Here is a 20,164-nt window from a genome sequence, read left to right as displayed (position 1 = left end):
GGCACCCACCATCAAGGAATTTCTACATGCGTCCTTCCGGCCGCGCCGCCGATCAGATGCGGGCGATCACTATCGAGACCAATTTCACCAAGCATGCCGAGGGTTCCGTCCTCATCGGCTTTGGCGATACCAAGGTGCTGGTCACCGCTTCGGTCGAAGAACGCGTGCCGCCCTTCCTGCGCGGCAAGGGCGAAGGCTGGGTGACGGCGGAATATTCGATGCTGCCCCGCGCCACCCACACCCGCGGCAGCCGCGAAGCGGCCAAGGGTAAGCAATCGGGCCGCACCCAGGAAATCCAGCGCCTGATCGGCCGCTCCTTGCGCGCCGTGACCGATCTCAAGAAGCTGGGCGAACGCCAGATCACCCTGGATTGCGACGTGATCCAGGCCGATGGCGGCACCCGCACCGCGTCGATTTCCGGTGCCTGGGTGGCGCTGCGCCTGGCGGTGCAGAAGCTGATGGATGCCGGCGCGATTGCCGAGGATCCGCTGACGCGCAAGGTGGCGGCGATTTCCTGCGGCATCGTCAAGGGCACCCCGGTGCTCGACCTGGATTACATCGAAGACAGCTCGGCCGATGCCGACGCCAACTTCGTGCTGATCGAAGGCGGCCATATCGCCGAAGTGCAGGCGACCGCCGAAGGCGCGACCTATGACGAAGAAGCGCTACTGCGCCTGCTGCGTCTGGCGCGCCTGGGCTGCAACGACATCTTTGCCGCCCAGGAAAAGGCCGTCGCGCGGTGACACGCAAGCTCACCCCCGGCAAGCTGGTGATCGCCACGCACAACAAGGGCAAGCTCAAGGAAATGCAGGCCTTGCTGGCGCCCTATGGCATGGAATGCCTGTCGGCCGGGGAACTGGGCCTGCCCGAACCGGACGAGACCGGCACAACCTTTGCCGAAAACGCGCTGATCAAGGCGCATGCCGCCGCCAAGGCCGCCAACCTTCCGGCGCTGTCGGACGATTCCGGGCTGAGCGTGGCGGCACTGGGCGGCGCGCCGGGGGTCTATACCGCCGATTGGGCCGAAGCGAGCCCGCTGGAAGGCGGCCCCGGGCGCGATTGGTACATGGCGATGGGCAAAGTGGAGGGCAAGCTGGCCCAGCTTGGCCCCGATGCGCCGCGCGACGCCTGGTTCACCTCGATGCTGGCACTGGCCTGGCCCGATGGCGAGGCGCAGACCTTTGAAGGGCGGATCGACGGCACGCTGACCTGGCCGCCGCGCGGCACGCTGGGCTTTGGCTATGACCCGGTGTTCGTACCGGAGGGTGGGACGCAAACCTTTGCCGAGATCGACCCCGCGCAGAAGAACGCGGTGAGCCATCGCGCGCGGGCCTTTGCCAAGCTGGTCGCCGCGCAGTTTGCGGGGTAGGTTGCTTTAGGGTTCGCACCACCCCCAACCCCCTCCTCTAAAGAGGAGGGGGCTTTGGAAGCCGACTACTCCCCCTCCTCTTCAGAGGAGGGGGTCGGGGGGTGGTGGAAGCCTGAAACAACCCTATCTGGAGTAAAAATGCCCCCACTCGCCCTCTACATCCATTGGCCGTTCTGCCTCGCCAAGTGCCCCTATTGCGACTTCAACAGCCATGTCCGCGCCAAGACCGACATGGCCGCATGGGAAGCCGCCTTGCTGGCAGACATGGCACACGAGGCGGCGCTGTTGCCGGGGCGGGAGTTGACCTCGATCTTTTTCGGCGGCGGCACGCCCTCGTTGATGCCGCCCGCGCTGGTGGCGCGGCTGATCGAGGCAGCCGGGCAGCACTGGCGCCTGTCCGACAGCATCGAGATCACGCTGGAAGCCAATCCATCCTCGGTCGAAGCGGCCAATTTTGCCGCGCTGGCAGGTGCTGGCATCAACCGCGTGTCGCTTGGGCTCCAGGCGCTGGACGACGAGACGCTGCATTTCCTGGGCCGCCTGCACGATGCGGCCGAGGGGCTGGCCGCGCTAGACGTGGCGCAGCGCCATTTCGCGCGGGTGACGTTCGACCTGATCTATGCCCGCCCCGGCCACACGCCCGAAAGCTGGCTGGCCGAACTGGACCGCGCGCTGGCGCTCGGCACCGGTCATATGTCGCTGTACCAGTTGACGATCGAACCCGGCACGCGCTTTGCCACGCTGGTGCGTGAGGGGCGCTTCACCCCGCTGGATGACGATGCCGCCGGCGATCTCTTCGCGCTGACACGCGAGCGGATGAACGCGGCCGGCTTGCCTGCCTATGAAATCAGCAACCACGCCCGGCCCGGCGAGGAAAGCCGCCACAATCTGACCTATTGGCGCTATGGCGACTATGCCGGCATCGGGCCTGGTGCCCACGGCCGGCGGCTGCACACCGCCACGGTGCGCCACAAGAAGCCCGAAAACTATCTGCGCGCGGTGGCGCAGCAAGGCCATGGCCTGGCGGAGGAACGCGCGCTGGGCCGCAGCGAACAGACCAGCGAAGCGCTGCTTATGGGCCTGCGCCTGGCCGAAGGGGTGGACGTGGGCGCGCTGGCCACCCGTTTCGGCCTGCCCGAAGCGCTGCTGATCGATCCGGCCAAGCGCGCGTTTCACGGCCGCAATGGCCTGCTGCGCGAAACCGGCACCCGGCTGGTGGTGACCGAGGCGGGGATGCCGCTGCTCGATGCCTTGCTGGCCGAATTGGTGCCGGCAGACCTGGTCGCCTGACCGGCCATGGAAAGCGCCATCGACAGGGCCGGCCTGCTCATCGCCTGGCACGATCATCTGGCGCTCTCGCTGCGCCGCTCCCCCCACACGGTGCGCGCCTATCACAAGACGGCGGTACGCCTGCTTGACGCCTTGCCGCCCGGTCAGGACTGGGCCAGCCTTGCCCGGCTAGACGCGCCGCGCCTGCGCCAGCACCTGGCCGAGCGGCGGGCCGATGGATTGGTCAACACCTCTGCCGCGCGGGAGCTTTCCGCGCTCAAGGCGTTCCTTGCATTCGCCCGCGCGCAGGCCGGATTGCCCGATGCCGCGCCACCCCGCCTGCGCGGTCCACGCGTGAAGAAAGGCCTGCCCCGACCGATCTCGCCCGACGATGCCGTGGCCCTGGCCGAAATGGTTTCGGAAGAGGCCGCACCGTGGATCGCCGCGCGCGACCGGGCCGTGTTGCTGCTGCTCTATGGCGCGGGCCTGCGCATTGCCGAAGCGCTGGCCCTGCCCGCCAGTGTGCTGCCCCTGGGCGAGCGGCTGACCGTGACCGGCAAGGGCGGGCGCCAGCGCGTGATCGCCCTGCTGCCCGTGGTGCGCGAGGCGGTGGCCGACTATGCCGGCCAAGTGCCCTGGCGCCTGGCGCGCGACGAACCACTGTTTCGCGGGGCCAAGGGCGGCCCGCTTTCCCCCGGCATGGTGCAGCGCGCGATGGCCCGCGCGCGTGTGGCGTTGGGCCTGCCGGCCACGGCCACACCGCACGCGCTGCGCCACAGCTTTGCCACGCACCTGCTGGGCGCCGGGGCGGACTTGCGCAGTCTGCAGGAACTGCTGGGGCATGCGAGCCTGTCTTCCACGCAGATCTACACGCGGGTGGATGCGGCGACTTTGCTGGATGCCTATCGCAATGCGCATCCGCGGGAGCGTGGAGAGTAGGCGATCCCCCCTTCCACCACCCGCTGCGCGGGCGGTCCCCCTCCCCCCGCTTTGCGGAGGGAGGATCCTTATTTCGCGCGCGGCAGGCGTAGCGTGGTGAGGAGGCCGCCGAGGTCTTCGCTTTCCCCCAGTGTCACTGCGCCGCCATAGAGTTCGGCCACGTCGCGCACGATGGCCAGGCCCAGGCCCGTGCCGGGCTTGCCGGTATCGAGCCGGGCGCCGCGGTCAAAGATGCGTTCGCGTTCGGCTTCGGGGATGCCCATGCCGTCATCCTCCACCCAGATGTCGCAGAAGCGGGGATCGGTAAGCACCGCATCAATGGTGATGAACACCGAGCCGCCGCCATACTTGGCCGCATTTTCCACCAGGTTGCCGAGGATTTCGTCAAGGTCCTGGCGCTCGATCGCCACGCCAGCGTCGCGATTGCCATCAAGGTCGAACCGCACCTGGGGATAGAGCCGGGTAACGGCGCGGACCACGGCATCGGCGCTTTCCCACACGGTGGCGCGCGAAAGGCCGGTGGCGCGGCGGCCCACGGCGCGGGCGCGGGCAAGGTGGTGATCAACCTGGCGGCGCATGACCGCCGCTTCGCGGATCACCGTATCGGAAAGATCAGAGGCGTGCGCCGTCGCCGCGTTCATCACCACGGTCAGCGGGGTTTTCAGCGCGTGCGCCAGATTGCCGGCATGGGTGCGCGCTTCTTCGGCCTGCTTTTCCGAATGGGCGAGCAGGAGGTTGATTTCCTCCACCAGCGGCTGGACTTCGAGCGGCAGCGGCTCGTTCACGCGGGCCGCGCCGCCATCGCGCATCGCGGCAATCGCCCGGCGCACGCGGCGCAGCGGGCCAAGCCCGTAGTAGGTCTGCAAGCCGGCCATGATGAACAGGCCCATGCCCAGCACCAGGAACGACCAGACCAGGATCGAACGGATGCGGCTGATCTGGGCGTCGAGCTCGCCCCTGCTCGCCGCCACGGAAAACTGCCAGAGCGTGTTGCTGCCCGGCAGGATCACCGAGCGCTCGATCATGCGCAGCCGCTCGCCATTGCCGAACTGGTTGGAATCATAGATGTGCGGCGCGGTATCGACATGGTCGCCGCGCAGCTTGAGCGTGCGGTCCCACAGCGAGCGCGAGGGGAAATCGTCGTGCCCCTGCCCCGAAATCTGCCAATAGAGCCCGCTGTTGGGCTCAAGGAAGCGCTGATCGCCCAGGGGCCGGTTGAAGAACACTTCGCCATCGGGGCCGATTTCGGCCGAGGCGACCATCGCCGTGAGCATGTAGCCCAGCTGGTCGTCGAAATTGCGGGTAACAAGACCAGTCAATGTGCGATCGAGCGCGATACCGCCGCCCAGCAACAGCACGGTGACCCACGCAAACGCGATCAGCAGCATGCGCCGCGACAGCGAGCCGGTGTGCTGGCGCCCGCCTGCCGTGGCGGCGGCGGCTTCGGCGCGGTGGCGCCCGAAGCCCAGCCGCAGCAGGAGGCGGGCCAGCCGGTTCACTGGCCTATCAGCCGCGCACGGCTGCCGGATCGTCGAGGCTGTAGCCCAGGCCCCGGATGGTGGTGATCACATCGGCACCCAGCTTCTTGCGGATGCGCGTGACGAACACCTCGATCGTGTTGGAATCGCGGTCGAAATCCTGATCGTAGATATGCTCGATCAGTTCGGTGCGGCTCACCACCTTGCCCTTGTGGTGGAGGAGGTAGGACAAGAGCTTGTATTCCTGCGCCGTGAGCTTGACCGGCTCGCCCTTCAGCGTGACGCGGCCCGAACGGGTATCGAGGCGCACGTCGCCCGCGATCAGTTCGGACGAGGAATTGCCCGAAGCGCGGCGAATCAGCGCGCGCAGGCGGGCGATGAGTTCCTCGGTCTGGAACGGCTTGGCCAGATAGTCATCGGCCCCGGCATCGAGCCCGGCCACCTTGTCCGACCAGCTGTCACGTGCGGTGAGCACCAGCACGGGGAACTTGCGGCCTTCCTTGCGCCACATGCCCAGCACGGTCAGCCCGTCGATCTCGGGCAGGCCCAGATCGAGGATCACTGCATCATAGTCTTCGGTCGACCCCAGGAAGTGCCCGTCCTCGCCATCGGTGGACAGGTCCACGGCATAGCCGTTCTGTTCGAGCGTGGACTTGAGCTGCCGCCCCAGGGTCGGTTCGTCCTCGACGATCAGGATACGCATGGCAATTGGCCCCTTCTGGCGCAGCCGTCAAACCGGGCAGCGCACACGTGCTTGGATGGTGGCTAGATGACGGCAGGAACCTGAACGGTCAAGAAACGGTTCCCGCTCCCTGCCGTTTCCCCGCCATTCAGCGCGATTCGCCCATCACCTGGCCGGTGCGGCCATCGACATCGACGAACACCACGCGGCCTTCGCGAATGAACTTGAGGCGATAGGCGCGCGCCTGCGGATCGTATTCCGGGCCAAGGTATTGCGCGCCGCGCATCATGGGTAGCACCCGCGCCTCGATCTCGCGCAGGGAGCGGACATGGCCGGCCGCCAGGTCCTGGCGGGCACGGTCCTGTTCGTTGCGAATCTGGGCCAACGCCGGCGGCGCAGTGGCAGCCAGCGCCAGCACACTGGCGGCAGCAAGAAGAAGGCGGCGGAGCATCATCACTTCTTCTGCCTGCAACAATCCTATTGAACAAGTTGTGAATAGCGCGGTTTCGGCAGGTTCAGGTGGACCTGTGGCAGATGGGCCGCTAAGCGCAGCCCCCTATGGCAGCACCGATTTTGAGTTGGGAAGGGCTGGGCCTGCATCAGGGCACCGGCTGGCTTTTCCAGGACCTGGACATCCAGATCGCCCCGCGTGACCGGCTCGCCCTGATCGGGCGCAACGGCGCGGGCAAGAGCACCCTGCTCAAGCTGATTGCCGGCACGATCGATGCCGACAAGGGCAAGCGTTCGGTACAGCCCGGCGCGCGCGTAGTGACGCTGGAACAGGACCCGTTCTTCAAGGGCTTTGCCACCCTACGCGATTTCGCGCTGCACGGGTCCGATGCCCCTGAAACCCACGAAGTGGAAGCGATTGCCGACCAGTTGGGCATCGACCTGTCGCGCCAGGCCGACAGCGCTTCGGGCGGGGAGCGGCGCCGCGCGGCGCTGGCCCGCGCGCTGGCGCAAGACCCTGACGTGCTGCTGCTTGACGAGCCGACCAACCACCTCGACCTCGCCGCGATCGAATGGCTGGAAGACTGGCTGCAACGCTTCAACGGCGCCTTCGTGGTGATCAGCCACGACCGAACCTTCCTGACGCGGCTGACGCGGGCCACGCTGTGGCTCGACCGGGGCAGCCTGCGCCGCAAGGAAGTGGGCTTTGGCGGCTATGACGCCTGGATGGAACAAGTCCATGCCGAGGAAGCGCGCGCGGCCGACAAGCTCGATGCCAAGCTCAAGATCGAGGAACACTGGCTGCACCGCGGGGTGACCGCGCGGCGCAAGCGCAACATGGGCCGGCTGGAAAAGCTGCACGAAATGCGCGCCGAACGCGCGGCGATGACCGGGCCGCAAGGCGCCGCCAAGCTGGCCATCGCCAGCGACGACAGCAAGACCAAGTCGGTGATCGTGGCCGACCACGTGACCAAGCGCTTTGGCGAGCGCACGATCATCAAGGACTTTTCGCTGCGCATCCAGCGCGGCGATCGCATCGGACTGGTCGGCTCCAACGGCGCGGGCAAGACCACGCTGCTGAAAATCCTGACCGGCGAACTGGCCCCCGACGAAGGCACGGTGACTTTGGCCCAGACGCTGAGCGAGGTGGTGATCGACCAGCAGCGCAGCCTGATGGCGCCGGAGAAGCGCGTGCGCGACGTGCTGGCCGAAGGCGGCGACTGGATCGACGTGCGCGGGGTCCGCAAGCACATTCACGGCTATCTCAAGGACTTCCTGTTCGATCCCGGCCTGGTGGAAGCGCGCGTGGGCACGCTTTCGGGCGGCGAACGCTCGCGCCTTTTGCTGGCGCGCGAATTTGCCCGCACGTCGAACCTGCTGGTGCTCGACGAGCCGACCAACGACCTTGACCTGGAAACGCTGGACCTGTTGCAGGAAGTGATCGGCGATTACGACGGCACCGTGCTGATCGTGAGCCACGACCGCGACTTCCTCGATCGCACGGTGAACATCACCCTGGGCATGGACGGTTCGGGCAAGGTCGATATCGTCGTCGGCGGCTATGCCGACTGGGAACGCCAGCGCAAGGCGCGCCTGGCGGCCCAGCCCAAGGTGGGCGCCAGCAAGGCGGCCGAGGCCGCACCGCCGCCCCCTCCCCCGCCGACGCGCAAAGCCAAGCTGACCTACAAGGACCAGCGCGACTACGAATTGCTGCCCAAGCGGATCGAGGAACTGGACGCGGCCATCACGCGCGACGAGGCCGCGCTTGCCGATCCCGCGCTCTATACCCGCGATCCCAAGCGCTTTGCCGCGCTGACCGACGCGATTGCCAAGGCGCGCGCCGAAAAGGAAGCGGCCGAGGAGCGCTGGCTGGAACTGGCCGAGCAGGCCGAGGGCTGAAACAAAGCGCAATTGTGATGAAGCAATGGTTTGCTTTGCCCGCTCGCGGCATAAGCAGCCAGGACTATTCCCCCGGCAAGGCGATGGGAGACAATCACGGTTAGAGTGGCAGGGTATCCACAGGGGAACTCCGCCGATGTCCACCATATCCGCCCTTTCCACCGCCGGCGCCAGCCCGCGCCCCTCTCCGCGCAGCCGCATGGATGAAGACATCACCGCCGCCGTCAAGGCCGGCGTGCTGAGCCAGACCGACGCCAGCGCGATCGAGACGGCGCTCGACAAGATCGACAGTTCGCTGCAATCGGGCGCCAGCAACCAGACCGGCACGACGCTCGATCCCAAGCAGATGAAGGATCGGGTCAACGGGTTGATCGACCAGCAAGTCAAGGATGGCACGCTGAGCCAGGACCAGGCCGACGAACTGAAAGCGTTTTTTGCCGCAGGGCCGGGCGGCCAGGATGGCAACCAGGCCAATGGCACTGCCTCGGCGCCCACAGCGGAGAGCGGATCGTCCGCACCGGCCGGTGGCCCGCGCGGCGGCGGCGGCGCTGGCGGGGCCGACAGCAGCAGTTCCGATACCACCACCGACAGCGACGGCGATGGCATTCCCGACTACATCGATGCCCAGCCCACGGTCTATAATGTCAGCGACACGTCGACGGTGTCGAGCACCAGCAGCGGCAGCAGCACCGGCGGCCAGGACAGCGACAGTAACAGTGCTGGCGACGGCAAGCTGTCCGCGCTCAAGGCGTTCCTGCACAACCTGCGCCAGGGACAAGACCAGGATACCTATGCCGTGGGCGGCCAAAGCCAGGCCGGCAATGGCGCCAGCGGCCAGATCGTCAACCAATTTGCCTGAAGCCGTGGCGGGGGCAGCACCGGCAGCCCCCGCCGCGATCCGGGATCAGGCGCTGCGCAGGCGCTCGGCAATGCGCTCGTCAATCCGCGCTTCCAACATGGAAAGCGGCATCGAGCCTTCCTTGAGCACGGCGTGGAACCAGGGCAGGCTGAACTTGTCGCCCAGCGCAGCCTGCGCCTTCTTGCGATTGGCGACCCAGGCGGTGTGGCCGATCTTGTAGCTGCAGGCCTGACCGATCATCGTGCAATAGCGCTCGATCTCGCGCTGGCTGCGCCCCTGGGTGAAGCCGGTCTTCTCCACCATGTAGGCCGTCGCCTTTTCACGGCTCCAGCGATAGTGGTGAATGCCGGTGTCCACCACCAGGCGCACGGCGCGGAACAGGAACGACTGGAGATAGCCGGCGCGCTCGATCCCTTCGTAACCGCCCAACTCGTCGCCCAGCTGCTCGGCATAGAGTGCCCAGCCCTCGCCATAGGCGGAGATGAAGTAGTCGCGCAGGATCCAAGGAAGCTGCCCGCCGCCCTGGGCATAGCCACCCTGGAGATGGTGGCCAGGAATGCCTTCGTGATAGGTGAGCGAGGGCAGCGTGTATTTCGGCCAATCGTTCACCGATTTGAGGTTGATCCAGTAGATCGCCGGGCGCGAGCCATCGAGCGGCGCGCTGTTGTAATAGCCATTGGGCGCGCCATCCTGGATCTCGGTGGGCACGGCGCGAATCACCAGCGGGTCGTTGGGAATGTCGGCAAAGGCGCGCGGTAGTTTCGCCCGCATCGCGGCGACGCCCTTGTTCAACCCGGCGATCAGGTCGGTACGGCCCTGGGCGGTATCGGGATAGAGCTGGTCGCTTGCGCGGTTGAGCGCGGCCAGGCGTTGCCCCACGGTGCCGGTGGTGTGGCCGGCGGCCTTGAGCACTTCATCAAGCTGGGCCGTGATATCGGCCACCTGGTCCAGCCCCATCTTGTGCACCGCTTCGGGGCTGAGCGTGGTGGTGGTGGCGCTGGCCAGCGCGGCGGCGTAGATGTCATCGCCGCGCTTGAGGCGCCACACCCCATCGCCCGGCGCAGACTTGCCACGCAAGCGCCGGTGCAAGGCGATCTGCCGGTCGAGCGCGGGATAGACCTTGTCCTTGACGATCGCCGTGGCACTGGCCTGCCAATCGCCGCCCAGGCCCTTTTCGCGGGTGCGGCGAACCAGCGAGGTGACCAGCCCGCTTTCACCCGGCGCGGGGCTGCGCAGCTTGCCCATCTGGCCGAGCGCGAGATCGATTGCCCAGGCCGGAGCGATGCGGCCAAGGCCAGCCTGGCGCGCCACTTCGGAGGTCTGGTCGTCGAGCACCAGGGCGAAGGCGGCCAGGCGATCGAGATAGGCATGCGCATCGTCGAGCGTTTCGATCGGATGCTGGTTGTCGAGGAAATCGGGCACCGAAAAATAGGCGCCGCGCTGCTGGTCCACGGTGAACGGGGTCTGCGGATCGTCGATATCGAACGGCGCGCCGGCCAATTGCTCACCCAACCGGTGCAGGACGATAGCGCGATTGCGCTTGCCGGCGGTGCTCAAGCCCGCCGGATCGACCGCCGAAACGGCAGCCCGGGCATCGCGGTAAAACGCCAGGCTCGCTTCGCGCGCGCCAGCCCCGGCGCCATCGAGGCGGTGCCGCAGCGCGGCGCGTGGCCCGTTATCGAGCCCCAGGCCCGTGGCGCGTTCCGGCTCGATCAGCAGGCTCGACCAGAAAATGCGGTCTAGCAGGGATACAAATGCTGTGTCATCAGTATCTTGCGCAAAGGCCGCGGTTGGCAGGCCGGAGAGCCAGGTTCCGGCCATGGCCCCGCCCGTCAGCGAAAGGAAAGCGCGTCGTTCCAAACCGTGCATCATCAAATGGGTCGCTCCCCGGTATGATTGTTTCAGATGCGACGAGGTGCCACGGGGCCCATCCGGCCACAATGAAAATGTACCGGCGATCGACCAAATCGCGATTTCGATCGACGAATGACAATCCACGCGAACAATTATGCAAGGATGCTTGCCCTGCCATGCAAATTACGGGTAAGAAAGAACAAGACCTGATGCCTGTAGCTGTGGGCCTTCCCCGATGATCAACCGCATTCGCGAAATTCGCAGGCAAAAGGGGCTCACGCTGGCCGATGTGGCCGCGCGTTGCGCGCCGCCGACCACGGCGCAGACCATTGGTCGCCTGGAAACCGGCACGCGCTCTCTCTCGCTCAAATGGATGAACCGCATTGGCGCGGCGCTGGGCATCGATCCCGAGCTGTTGGTTCGCGCCGGAGACGATAGCCAGGCCCAGTTGGTGGCGCGGCTGACGCCTGCGGGAACCGAGCCACTTGCCAGCCCCGTTCCTGCCCAACTGCCCGACACGCTGCTGGGCCGCGAAGGGTTGCTGGCCCTCGCCGTGGAAGCCAGCGCCGGCGATTGGCGTGCGGGCGACCAGGTGTGGTTGCGCCGGCTGGACGCGGCCGACATCGGGCGCGGGCTCAACCGCGACATCCTGGCTCCCCGGCCGGGCGGGCGCTTTGCCTTTGGCCGCATGATCGACCATCGCGACGGGCGCGTGGCGCTGTTGCCGCCGGGCCCGGGCCAGCGCCAACTGGTGATCGATCGCCCGGCGTGGATCGCCGTGGCCGAGGTGCTGGTGCGCACGCTCTGATCGACGGGCATTCCCGGCGCAACGGCAGATCGGCTTCGTTTTGCCCGATCCGACACGCACGCCCTCGCACTTGCAGCATTTTCACGCTAGGTCTGGGGTATGACGTTGCGCCTGCTTAGCCTGTCTACCCTCTATCCCGCCTCGATCAGGCCGGGATTCGGGCGTTTCGTGGCCCGCCAGATGGAAGCGCTGGCGGCGCGGCCGGACTGGGAAGTGACGGTGATCAACCCGATCGGCCTGCCGCCCTTGCCCGGCCTGCTGCTGCCGCGCAGCTATGCCCAGTTGCGCACGATTCCCCCGATGGAGCGGCGCAGCGGCGTGCCGGTCTATCACCCGCGCTTTCCGCTGGTTCCGGCGCTTTCGGGCCGCTTCAACCCGGCGCTGATCGCGCGCGCAGTCCTGCCGCTGGTACGGCGGCTCCATGCCGAGCAGCCGTTCGACATGGTGGACGCCCAGTTCTTCTATCCCGATGGGCCCGCCGCGGCGCGGATTGCCCGCGCATTGGGCCTGCCGTTTGCGATCAAGGCGCGTGGTTCCGACATCCATGTGTGGGGCAAGCGCCCTGCAGCCCTGCGCCAGATGGCATCGGCCGCGCAGGGCGCAGGCGCGCTGCTCAGCGTGTCGCAGGCCCTGGCCGACGACATGGCCGACCTGGGCCTGCCCGAAGACAAGATCACGGTGCACTATACCGGGCTCGATCGTGGGCGATTCCATCCCCGCCCTCGCGCGGCGGCCCGCGCGATCCTGACCGAACGCTTTCACCTGCCGCCGGCCGGGCCGCTGGTTGCCTGCGTGGGCGCGCTGATCGGCATCAAGGGCCAGGCGCTGGCAATCCGCGCCCTGGCCGAGCCGGGCATGGAAGGCATTGCCCTGGCCCTGGCCGGCACCGGCCCCGATGAAGCAGCCTTGCGCGCGCTGACGCGCCAGCTCGACGTGGCACACCGCGTCTATTTCCTGGGCGGACTGGGCCACGATTTCATCCCCGTGCTGATGGCGGGGGCAAGCGCGGTGGTCTTGCCATCCGAGCGCGAGGGACTGGCCAACGTGTGGATCGAGGCGCTGGCCTGCGGCACCCCGCTGGTTATCCCCGATATCGGTGGCGCGCGCGAAGTGGTGACGGCGCCGGCTGCGGGCCGCATCGCCGCGCGCGAACCGGCAGCGATCGCCCGTGCGCTGGCCGCGCTGATTGCCCAGCCCAGCGCACCCGAAGCGGTGGCAGCCTGCGCCGCGCGGTTCAGCTGGGAAACCAATGCGGCGGCGCTGGCAGGGGTTTATGAGAAGGTTGTGAGGGGCGGATAAGCGTTGCGCGAGGCTTCCACCACCCCCTAGCCCCCTCCTCTGAAGAGGAGGGGGAACCAAGCCGTGCACAAAAAAGCCCCCTCCTCTCTAGAGGAGGGGGTTGGGGGTGGTGCGAGGCATGGCGCAACCGGGACCGATCAAGCCCCGTCGCGGGCCAGGCGTTCCTGCTTTTCGAGCGCGGTTTCGGTGGGCACGAAGCTCTTGGGATTGACCTTGAGCCAGATGAGAATCGGCGCGGCCATGTAAATCGAGCTGTAGGTCCCCACGAAAATGCCCAGCGTGATCGCGGCGGTAAAGCCAAAGATCACTTCCGGCCCGAAGGCCAGCAACGCCACCAGGGTGATCAGCATCGACAGCGACGTGACGATGGTGCGCGCCAGGGTTTCGTTGACCGAGAGATCGAGCAGCTCGGGCAGCGGCATCTTGCGATACTTCTTGAGGTTTTCGCGCACGCGATCGTAGACCACGATCGTGTCGTTGAGCGAATAGCCGATCAGCGTGAGCAAGGCTGCCACGATGTTGAGATCGAATTCCATCTGCGTCAGCGCGAACATGCCGAGCGTGAGCGTCACGTCGTGCACGAGGCTGAACAGCGCGCCGATGCCGAACTGCCATTCGAAGCGCAGCCAGATATAGGCCGCCACCGCCAGCGCGGCGAGGCCAAGCGCCTGGAATGCGTCCCAGCCGAGTTCCTTGGACACCTTGCCCGAAACCGAATCGATCCCGTCGATGCGGGCATCGGCGTAGTGCCCCTTTATATCGGCGGTGATGGTACGGGCCATCTTGTCCGACAGCGCGGGATCGTGGTCCGCGCCGCTGGGCAGCTTCATGCGGATCGAGATCTCGTTGGGCTTGCCGTAGCGCTGGATGATCGGTTCGCCATAGCCCAGCTTGGTCACTTCCTCGCGCAGGTCGGCCACGGGCGCTTCGGCGCTGCGTTCGAACGTCACGCGGATCATCTGGCCACCGACGAAATCGACGCCCAGGTTAAGGCCCTTGGTGAACACCAGCCCCAGCGAGGCCGCCATCAGCAGCAGGCTGCCGATGTAGAACGGCAGGCGCCACTTGAGGAAGTGGATGTTGGTGTTGTCGGGAACGAGCTTCAAGAGTTTCATGGTCTGCGCTCCCCTTTACAGATTGAGATCGGACGGGCGGGCGCGGCGCAGCCATTGCGCCACCCACATGCGGGTGAGCCACATCGAGGTATAGACCGACGTGACGATGCCGATGATCAGCACCACGGCGAAACCCTTGATCGGGCCGGTGCCGAAGCCCGCCATCAGCACGGCGGCGATGACGTTGGTGACGTTGGCATCGAAAATGGCGCGGCTGGCTTCCTTGTAACCAGTTTCGACGGCCGCCACCACGCGTCGGCCACGATGGCGTTCCTCGCGGATGCGTTCGTTGATCAGCACGTTGGCATCGACCGCGGCACCGATCGTCAACACGAAGCCGGCAATGCCCGGCAGCGTCAACGTGGCCCCGATCGTGGCCATCACGCCTAGGATCATCAGCATGTTCATGACCAGCGCGATGCAGGCATAGACGCCGAAGCGGCCATAAGTGGCGATGATGAACACCACCAGCGCCAGCGTGCCCACGGTCATCGCGATCACGCCTTTGCGGATCGAATCGGCGCCCAGGTCTGGCCCGACGGTGCGTTCTTCCACCACCTTGAGGTCCACCGGCAAGGCGCCCGAGCGCAGCGCGATAGCCAGCTGGCCCGCGCTTTCGGTGGTGAAGTGGCCCGAAATCTGGGCGCTGCCACCCAGGATCGGCTCATTGATATTGGGCGCAGACAGCACCTTGCCATCGAGGATGATGGCAAAGGGCTTGCCCACGTTCTGCGTGGTCAGCTTGGCAAACTTGGCGCCGCCTTCGGTGTTGAACGTGATGCTCACCACCGGTTCGTTGGTCTGCGAGTTGTTGCCGGTCTGCGCGTTGGTCAGTTCATCGCCACGAATCCCGCCCAGCCGCTTGACCGCGATCGGCGCACCCATCTTGGGATCGGCGTAAGGCACGATCTGGCTGCCCACCGGGGCAATGCCGCGCGCCACGTCGGATGGCAGGGCGCTCTGGTCCACCAGCTTGAATTCCAGCTTGGCCGTCTGGCCCAGCAGGTTCTTGAGCTGCTGCGGGTCTTGCAGGCCGGGCACCTGCACCACGATGCGCTGCGCGCCCTGGCGCAGGATCGTGGGTTCCTTGGTGCCCAGGCCGTCGATGCGCTTGCGCACCACTTCCACCGCGGTGTCCATCGCCTGCGTCACCGCCTGGTCGATGCCTTCCTGGGTGGGGGTAAGGACAAAGCGGTTGCCGTCCACCACCTGGATGTTCCAGTCGCGCTGGCCGGTCAGCCCGGCGCCCGACGTGAGCGGCAGGATCGCCTCGCGCACGGCGTCCACCTTGGTGACATCGTCGACCAGGAAGGTGAGGCTGCCGTTGTTGTTGCTGATGTCGCTGATGCGGATCGTCGCATCGGTCGTCTTCAGCTTGTTGCGCACGGATTCGTCCATGCCTTCCAGCCGCTGCTGGCGCACTTGCGACGGATCAGCCTCGAGCAGGATATGGCTACCGCCGGCCAGGTCCAGGCCCAGGTTGATCTTGGGCGAAGGCAGGGCCGCGGGCCAGTTGAGGCCGGAGACCGAAAACAGCGAAGGCAGCGATGCAAGCGCGACCAGAATGGTCACCCCCCATAGCATCAGCACCTTCCAGCGCGGGAAATCGAGCATGATCGGACTTTCGGAAAGTCTATAAGGTCAGTCGTTGGCGGCCTTGTCGCCCGGCTGGACGACTTCGCCCAGGGTGGAGCGCACGGCCTTGACCCGCACATTGGGCGCCAGTTCGAGATCGACGTAGTGATCGTCGATCCGGACCACCTTGGCGACCAGGCCGCCGGCGGTGATCACCTGGTCACCCTTTTGCAGGCCGGCGATGCGCTGCTGATGCTCCTTCTGCCGCTTCATCTGCGGGCGCAGGATCAGGAAATAGAAGATCACGGCCATGGCCACCAGCGGCAGGAACTGGAGGTAGGCGGGCGGCGAACCGGCATTGGCGGCGGCGGCAGAAAGAAGGGTGAGCATGACAGGACCGTTCGTGGGATCGAGGACAAGGGTTTGCAACCCCGGCGCGGCACGTTTGGCCCCGCTGCCCTCAGATTGTTGCAATTGGCCGGGGCTGCTAGCAGTTTGGGCGGGCCAAGGCAATGAAGCGGCAGGGCGTGCCCAAACCGCGCCACAATTCAGCCGTGCCACAATCCACAGGCAAAACCGGCCAGCGCGAAAAAGATGCGCGCCAAGGGGCTTGCCATCCCCAAACGATCCGCCTAGAGGCGCCCCACCGGTCGGGACGTAGCGCAGCCTGGTAGCGCATCACACTGGGGGTGTGGGGGTCGGAGGTTCGAATCCTCTCGTCCCGACCAATCATTCGACATCGTCGATACGAAAGAGGCGGCAGCGCAAGCGGGCCGCCTCTTTCGTTTGCGTGCCGGCGATCGGCGCAGACATCAGTCTGGTTAGCTTGCAGTAACCTTTACCTGCTAGGCCATTGGCCAAGATGCCGAACTTGCACAAATCCCTGCGCGCCACGCTCGTCCGCCTGCCGCTATTGGCGCTGGGCCTGGGCGCGCTTGCCCTGGCGGGCTGCGAAAGCGAGCGCGATCGCAAGCTGGAAGAGCGCATTGCCGCCGCGGAGGCCAAGGCCGCTGCCGCGGAAAAGCGCGCCGCGGCGGCGGAATCGGCCGCCGGCGCCAGTTCCCCGGTCACCGTGGGCACGGTAGACGACAGCGCCGACACCGAAAACCAGGACGCCAACCCCGACGACCAGCCGCCGGTGGAAGGTGATTTCGACCAGCAGCAGCAGCAGCAGAGCAACAACGACACCTCGTTCGACGCCGCGCCCGATGGCGAAGGGCCGCAACTGGTGATCCAGCCGCCGCCGGCCAACGTGCCCGGCCCGGTCGACGTGGGCAACCCGCCCGTCGCCACCTGAGCCGCGCACACCGCGCGATCGGCGCCCCTTGCACGCAAGCGGCAGCGCGCTATCACGCGCGCACCGCTTTCGGCAGGAGTTTTGCCCGATCATGACCGATACCGCCGCACCTGTCGTATTCGTGCTCAACGGCCCCAACCTCAATCTCTTGGGTATGCGCGAGCCGGAAATCTATGGCCACGATACGCTCGATGACATTGCCGGCCGCCTCGAAGACCGGGCGCAGGACCTGGGCCTGAGCGTGGACGTGCGCCAATCGAATCACGAAGGCCACCTGGTGGACTGGCTCCACGAGGCCCAGGCCGTGGGCGCCCGCGCCGTTCTGCTCAACGCCGGCGCCTATACCCACACCAGCGTGGCGCTGCACGATGCGATCAAGGGCATCAAGACCCCGGTGATCGAAGTGCACCTTTCCAACCCGCACAAGCGCGAGGAATTCCGCCACAAGAGCTATGTCGGCATGGCGGCCAAGGCGACCGTCGCCGGGTTCGGCGCTGCCAGCTATCTCGTGGCATTGGACGCGGTTTTGCATCTTTAACGCGTCGCCAGCGCCGTTTTCCCCGAAGGGTGGGCGTTTTCGCCTGCCTTCCCCCTTGCCAGCGTGGCGCCGTGCGGGCATGGCGCTGCGCTTGAAGTTCCCACCTGTGAGGTTAACAATGGGCCACGACACCGGCGACAAGACCGCCGCAACCATGGCAATCGACGGCGCGCTCGTGCGCGAACTGGCCGAATTGCTGGCCGATACCGGGCTTTCCGAAATCGAAGTGGAAGACGGGCCGCGCAAGATCCGCGTGGCACGCACACTCACCGCCGCCCCGGTGGCGCACATGGTGGCAGCGCCCGCCGCGGCCCCGGCAGCCGCGCCTGCCGCCGCCGCCCCGACGCCTGAAGCGGCGGCGGCTGCCGATGTCGCCGGCGCGGTGAAATCCCCGATGGTCGGCACCTGCTATCTTACCCCGGAACCGGGCGCGGCCCCGTTCATCGCGGTGGGCCAGGCAGTGAAGGCTGGTGACACCCTGCTGATCGTGGAAGCGATGAAGGTGATGAACCCGATCACCGCGCCCACCAGCGGCACGATCAAGACGATTCTGGTCGAAAACGCGCAGCCGGTCGAATTCGACCAGCCGCTCGTGGTCATCGGCTAAGGACGCGGACACAATGGCCATCAAGCGCCTGCTGATCGCCAATCGCGGCGAAATCGCGCTGCGCATCCATCGCGCCGCGCATGAAATGGGCATCGAGACGGTGGCGGTTCATTCCACCGCCGATGCCGATGCCATGCACGTTCGCCTGGCCGACCATGCGGTGTGCATCGGCCCGCCGGCCGCCAAGGACAGCTATCTCAACATCGCCGCGATCATTTCCGCGGCCGAGATCACCCAGGCCGACGCGATCCACCCCGGCTATGGCTTCCTTTCGGAAAACGCCCGCTTTGCCGAAATCGTCGAAGCGCACGGCATCACCTGGATCGGCCCCAAGCCTGAGCACATCCGCACGATGGGCGACAAGGTGGAAGCCAAGCGCACCGCGGGCGCGCTGGGCCTGCCGCTGGTGCCCGGTTCCGACGGCGCGATTTCCGACGTGGAAGAAGCGCGGAAAATTGCCGAGGAAATCGGCTATCCGGTGATCATCAAGGCCGCATCGGGCGGCGGCGGGCGCGGCATGAAAGTGTGCAACAGCCCCGATGACCTGGAAACGCTGATGCAGCAGGCCGGCTCGGAAGCCAAGGCCGCGTTCGGCGATGCCACGGTGTACCTGGAAAAGTACCTGGGCAACCCGCGCCACATCGAATTCCAGATCTTTGGCGATGGCAATGGCCAGGCGATCCACCTGGGCGAACGCGACTGCTCGTTGCAGCGCCGCCACCAAAAGGTGCTGGAAGAAGCCCCCTCGCCGGTCATCTCGTCCGACGAGCGCTCGCGCATGGGCGGCATCGTGGCCAAGGCGATGGCCGACATGGGCTATCGCGGCGCGGGCACGATCGAGTTCCTGTGGGAAAACGGCGAGTTCTATTTCATCGAAATGAACACCCGCCTGCAGGTGGAACACCCGGTGACCGAAGCAATCACCGGGGTGGACCTGGTGCGCGAACAGATCCGCATCGCCGATGGCAAGCCGCTGTCGGTGACGCAGGACGAGATCGAGTTCAAGGGCCACGCCATCGAGTGCCGCATCAACGCCGAAGATCCCTTCACCTTCGCGCCCTCGCCGGGCCTGGTGAAGAGCTATCACGCGGCGGGCGGCATGCACGTGCGTGTCGATAGCGGGCTCTATGCCGGCTACAAGATCCCGCCCTATTACGATTCGATGATCGCCAAGCTGATCGTCTATGGCCGCACCCGCGAAGGCTGCATCATGCGCCTCAAGCGCGCGCTGGAGGAAATGGTGATCGACGGGGTCAAGACCTCGATCCCCCTGCACCAGCGCCTGCTGGAAGACCCGACGGTGCTCGATGGCGGCTATTCCATCAAGTATCTTGAGGAATGGCTGGCCCAGGGCGGCGGCAAGTAACCTCGATCCTCCCCCACATCGTGGGGGAGGTGGCAGGCCGCAGGCCTGACGGAGGGGCTGTTCGCGAGCCGCCCCCGCCACCACCGCCTACGCCGGCGGTCCCCCTACCCCACTGCGCGAGCGAGGATCTTTTTCCCGCGGCTTCCAGGTGATCACCCGCCACAGGTACGCCCCCACCAGCACGGCCATGAGCGCGAGCGAGGCGGGCCCGGTATAGGCGGCCACCTTTTCGTAATGCTGCCCCAGATGCCAGCCGGCCCAGACCAGCAGCGCGTTCCAGATCGCCGCGCCGGCAAAGGTGAAGGCCAGGAAACGCGCGTGGCCCATCGCGGCAAGGCCCGCGGGCAGCGAGATCATCGTGCGCATGGCGGGGGAAAAGCGCATGCCAAAAACCACCCATTGCCCGTGGCGGCGAAAGAACGCGACAAGGCGGCGCATGGCCGGCCAATCGAGCGTGAGCACGCGGCCATACCGCGCCACGAAGGGCCGCAGCCGGCGATAGCCGAGCGACCGCCCCAGCAGGAACCAGGCATAGTTGCCCAACGTGGAACCCACCGTGCCGAAGATCATCAGCGGCAGGACTTCCATCCGCCCCTGCGCCACGGCAATGCCGCCCATGCCCATGATCACTTCGGACGGGATCGGCGGAAAGATGTTTTCCAGCGCCATCAGGAACGCAATGCCCCAATAGCCGCCGTCGGCGATGAGTTGCAGAATCCAGTCGTTCATCACGGCAAAACGCGCGAGGAGCCGGAAATGC

20 protein-coding genes and 1 tRNA gene are annotated in these 20,164 nt (G+C 66.4%); 13 read left to right on the top strand and 8 right to left on the bottom strand.

The features are described 5' to 3' along the window. The first annotated feature begins 26 nt into the window (after positions 1–26). From rph to FHT19_RS05705, 4 genes are all read left to right on the top strand, one after another. Positions 27–743: a ribonuclease PH gene (gene rph / locus FHT19_RS05720; RefSeq protein WP_168554647.1), complete on the top strand. Its 717-nt coding sequence runs from the start codon at positions 27–29 to the stop codon at positions 741–743. Next, positions 740–1,369, top strand: a complete 630-nt coding sequence (gene rdgB / locus FHT19_RS05715) for an RdgB/HAM1 family non-canonical purine NTP pyrophosphatase (RefSeq protein ID WP_169474248.1) — start codon at positions 740–742, stop codon at positions 1,367–1,369. The genes rph and rdgB overlap by 4 nt, the downstream gene beginning before the upstream one ends. Positions 1,370–1,507: 138 nt before the next feature. Next, the gene (gene hemW / locus FHT19_RS05710) at positions 1,508–2,659 is read left to right on the top strand and encodes a radical SAM family heme chaperone HemW (protein WP_169474247.1); all 1,152 of its coding nucleotides are present in this window, start codon (positions 1,508–1,510) and stop codon (positions 2,657–2,659) included. Positions 2,660–2,665: 6 nt separating this feature from the next. Beyond that, a complete protein-coding gene (locus tag FHT19_RS05705; protein ID WP_169474246.1) occupies positions 2,666–3,577 on the top strand; it encodes a tyrosine recombinase XerC in 912 nt (303 codons plus the stop codon). A gap of 68 nt (positions 3,578–3,645) precedes the next feature. Here FHT19_RS05705 and FHT19_RS05700 read toward each other — a convergent pair whose 3' ends face one another. From FHT19_RS05700 to FHT19_RS05690, 3 genes are all read right to left on the bottom strand, one after another. Continuing rightward, the gene (locus FHT19_RS05700) at positions 3,646–4,965 is read right to left on the bottom strand and encodes a HAMP domain-containing sensor histidine kinase (RefSeq protein ID WP_169474943.1); all 1,320 of its coding nucleotides are present in this window, start codon (positions 4,963–4,965) and stop codon (positions 3,646–3,648) included. A gap of 118 nt (positions 4,966–5,083) precedes the next feature. Then, entirely contained in the window at positions 5,084–5,758 is a 675-nt protein-coding gene (locus tag FHT19_RS05695; RefSeq protein WP_168554643.1) for a response regulator transcription factor, read from the bottom strand. A gap of 127 nt (positions 5,759–5,885) precedes the next feature. Then, the gene (locus tag FHT19_RS05690) at positions 5,886–6,188 is read right to left on the bottom strand and encodes a hypothetical protein (protein WP_246865998.1); all 303 of its coding nucleotides are present in this window, start codon (positions 6,186–6,188) and stop codon (positions 5,886–5,888) included. A 107-nt stretch (positions 6,189–6,295) separates the two neighbouring features. Here FHT19_RS05690 and FHT19_RS05685 point away from each other — a divergent pair, with 107 nt between their 5' ends. Together FHT19_RS05685 and FHT19_RS05680 are read left to right on the top strand one after the other, a co-directional pair. Then, positions 6,296–8,086: an ATP-binding cassette domain-containing protein gene (locus tag FHT19_RS05685; RefSeq protein WP_169474245.1), complete on the top strand. Its 1,791-nt coding sequence runs from the start codon at positions 6,296–6,298 to the stop codon at positions 8,084–8,086. 136 nt (positions 8,087–8,222) lie between these two features. Further along, positions 8,223–8,945: a hypothetical protein gene (locus FHT19_RS05680; protein WP_169474244.1), complete on the top strand. Its 723-nt coding sequence runs from the start codon at positions 8,223–8,225 to the stop codon at positions 8,943–8,945. A gap of 45 nt (positions 8,946–8,990) precedes the next feature. Here FHT19_RS05680 and FHT19_RS05675 read toward each other — a convergent pair whose 3' ends face one another. Beyond that, positions 8,991–10,817, bottom strand: a complete 1,827-nt coding sequence (locus tag FHT19_RS05675; protein ID WP_248290280.1) for a DUF885 family protein — start codon at positions 10,815–10,817, stop codon at positions 8,991–8,993. Between the two features lie 217 nt (positions 10,818–11,034). Here FHT19_RS05675 and FHT19_RS05670 point away from each other — a divergent pair, with 217 nt between their 5' ends. Together FHT19_RS05670 and FHT19_RS05665 are read left to right on the top strand one after the other, a co-directional pair. Then, positions 11,035–11,607 (top strand): helix-turn-helix transcriptional regulator, encoded by a 573-nt coding sequence (locus FHT19_RS05670; RefSeq protein WP_168554639.1) that lies wholly within the window; start codon positions 11,035–11,037, stop codon positions 11,605–11,607. Positions 11,608–11,706: 99 nt separating this feature from the next. After that, positions 11,707–12,906 carry a glycosyltransferase gene (locus FHT19_RS05665; protein WP_179504548.1) on the top strand — a complete coding sequence of 400 codons (1,200 nt, stop codon included), beginning with the start codon at positions 11,707–11,709 and terminating at the stop codon, positions 12,904–12,906. A gap of 137 nt (positions 12,907–13,043) precedes the next feature. On the opposite strand, the gene secF is transcribed toward FHT19_RS05665, so the two are convergent. From secF to yajC, 3 genes are read right to left on the bottom strand one after another with little or no spacing between them, the layout of a single operon-like run. After that, complete coding sequence (gene secF / locus FHT19_RS05660) at positions 13,044–14,021, bottom strand: protein translocase subunit SecF (RefSeq protein ID WP_168554638.1); 978 nt, start codon at positions 14,019–14,021, stop codon at positions 13,044–13,046. Between the two features lie 15 nt (positions 14,022–14,036). Next, positions 14,037–15,635, bottom strand: coding sequence for a protein translocase subunit SecD (gene secD / locus FHT19_RS05655; protein ID WP_169474243.1), 1,599 nt, complete (start codon positions 15,633–15,635; stop codon positions 14,037–14,039). Positions 15,636–15,662: 27 nt separating this feature from the next. Then, complete coding sequence (yajC, locus tag FHT19_RS05650) at positions 15,663–15,986, bottom strand: preprotein translocase subunit YajC (protein WP_168554636.1); 324 nt, start codon at positions 15,984–15,986, stop codon at positions 15,663–15,665. A gap of 261 nt (positions 15,987–16,247) precedes the next feature. Here yajC and FHT19_RS05645 point away from each other — a divergent pair. The 5 genes from FHT19_RS05645 (at position 16,248) to accC (ending at position 19,404) form a co-directional block, all read left to right on the top strand. After that, positions 16,248–16,324 (top strand) — tRNA-Pro (locus FHT19_RS05645). 134 nt (positions 16,325–16,458) lie between these two features. Beyond that, positions 16,459–16,893 carry a hypothetical protein gene (locus tag FHT19_RS05640; RefSeq protein WP_169474242.1) on the top strand — a complete coding sequence of 145 codons (435 nt, stop codon included), beginning with the start codon at positions 16,459–16,461 and terminating at the stop codon, positions 16,891–16,893. A gap of 91 nt (positions 16,894–16,984) precedes the next feature. After that, on the top strand, positions 16,985–17,431 hold the full coding sequence (gene aroQ / locus FHT19_RS05635; RefSeq protein WP_169474241.1) for a type II 3-dehydroquinate dehydratase: 447 nt from the start codon (positions 16,985–16,987) through the stop codon (positions 17,429–17,431). A 118-nt stretch (positions 17,432–17,549) separates the two neighbouring features. Further along, on the top strand, positions 17,550–18,038 hold the full coding sequence (gene accB, locus FHT19_RS05630) for an acetyl-CoA carboxylase biotin carboxyl carrier protein (protein WP_169474240.1): 489 nt from the start codon (positions 17,550–17,552) through the stop codon (positions 18,036–18,038). Between the two features lie 13 nt (positions 18,039–18,051). Continuing rightward, positions 18,052–19,404 (top strand): acetyl-CoA carboxylase biotin carboxylase subunit, encoded by a 1,353-nt coding sequence (gene accC, locus FHT19_RS05625; RefSeq protein ID WP_168554633.1) that lies wholly within the window; start codon positions 18,052–18,054, stop codon positions 19,402–19,404. 87 nt (positions 19,405–19,491) lie between these two features. Here accC and FHT19_RS05620 read toward each other — a convergent pair whose 3' ends face one another. Continuing rightward, entirely contained in the window at positions 19,492–20,133 is a 642-nt protein-coding gene (locus FHT19_RS05620; RefSeq protein WP_169474239.1) for a DedA family protein, read from the bottom strand. Positions 20,134–20,164: the final 31 nt, after the last annotated feature.

It is taken from the genome of Novosphingobium sp. SG919 (genome assembly GCF_012932495.1).
GTDB classification, from domain to species: domain Bacteria; phylum Pseudomonadota; class Alphaproteobacteria; order Sphingomonadales; family Sphingomonadaceae; genus Novosphingobium; species Novosphingobium rhizosphaerae.
The sequence above is the reverse complement of the archived record's forward strand: the minus strand, read 5'-3'. Positions and strand labels throughout refer to the sequence as shown.

Excerpts from the sequence above, each read along its gene's own strand:
- rph (WP_168554647.1), top strand. The coding sequence starts at position 27 with ATGCGTCCTTCCGGCCGCGCCGCCGATCAGATGCGGGCGATCACTATC.
- hemW (WP_169474247.1), top strand. The coding sequence starts at position 1,508 with ATGCCCCCACTCGCCCTCTACATCCATTGGCCGTTCTGCCTCGCCAAG.
- FHT19_RS05705 (WP_169474246.1), top strand. The coding sequence starts at position 2,666 with ATGGAAAGCGCCATCGACAGGGCCGGCCTGCTCATCGCCTGGCACGAT.
- FHT19_RS05700 (WP_169474943.1), bottom strand. The coding sequence starts at position 4,965 with ATGCTGCTGATCGCGTTTGCGTGGGTCACCGTGCTGTTGCTGGGCGGC.
- FHT19_RS05695 (WP_168554643.1), bottom strand. The coding sequence starts at position 5,758 with ATGCGTATCCTGATCGTCGAGGACGAACCGACCCTGGGGCGGCAGCTC.
- FHT19_RS05690 (WP_246865998.1), bottom strand. The coding sequence starts at position 6,188 with ATGCTCCGCCGCCTTCTTCTTGCTGCCGCCAGTGTGCTGGCGCTGGCT.
- FHT19_RS05685 (WP_169474245.1), top strand. The coding sequence starts at position 6,296 with ATGGCAGCACCGATTTTGAGTTGGGAAGGGCTGGGCCTGCATCAGGGC.
- FHT19_RS05680 (WP_169474244.1), top strand. The coding sequence starts at position 8,223 with ATGTCCACCATATCCGCCCTTTCCACCGCCGGCGCCAGCCCGCGCCCC.
- FHT19_RS05675 (WP_248290280.1), bottom strand. The coding sequence starts at position 10,817 with ATGATGCACGGTTTGGAACGACGCGCTTTCCTTTCGCTGACGGGCGGG.
- FHT19_RS05670 (WP_168554639.1), top strand. The coding sequence starts at position 11,035 with ATGATCAACCGCATTCGCGAAATTCGCAGGCAAAAGGGGCTCACGCTG.
- FHT19_RS05665 (WP_179504548.1), top strand. The coding sequence starts at position 11,707 with ATGACGTTGCGCCTGCTTAGCCTGTCTACCCTCTATCCCGCCTCGATC.
- secF (WP_168554638.1), bottom strand. The coding sequence starts at position 14,021 with ATGAAACTCTTGAAGCTCGTTCCCGACAACACCAACATCCACTTCCTC.
- secD (WP_169474243.1), bottom strand. The coding sequence starts at position 15,635 with ATGCTCGATTTCCCGCGCTGGAAGGTGCTGATGCTATGGGGGGTGACC.
- yajC (WP_168554636.1), bottom strand. The coding sequence starts at position 15,986 with ATGCTCACCCTTCTTTCTGCCGCCGCCGCCAATGCCGGTTCGCCGCCC.
- FHT19_RS05640 (WP_169474242.1), top strand. The coding sequence starts at position 16,459 with ATGCCGAACTTGCACAAATCCCTGCGCGCCACGCTCGTCCGCCTGCCG.
- aroQ (WP_169474241.1), top strand. The coding sequence starts at position 16,985 with ATGACCGATACCGCCGCACCTGTCGTATTCGTGCTCAACGGCCCCAAC.
- accB (WP_169474240.1), top strand. The coding sequence starts at position 17,550 with ATGGGCCACGACACCGGCGACAAGACCGCCGCAACCATGGCAATCGAC.
- accC (WP_168554633.1), top strand. The coding sequence starts at position 18,052 with ATGGCCATCAAGCGCCTGCTGATCGCCAATCGCGGCGAAATCGCGCTG.
- FHT19_RS05620 (WP_169474239.1), bottom strand. The coding sequence starts at position 20,133 with ATGAACGACTGGATTCTGCAACTCATCGCCGACGGCGGCTATTGGGGC.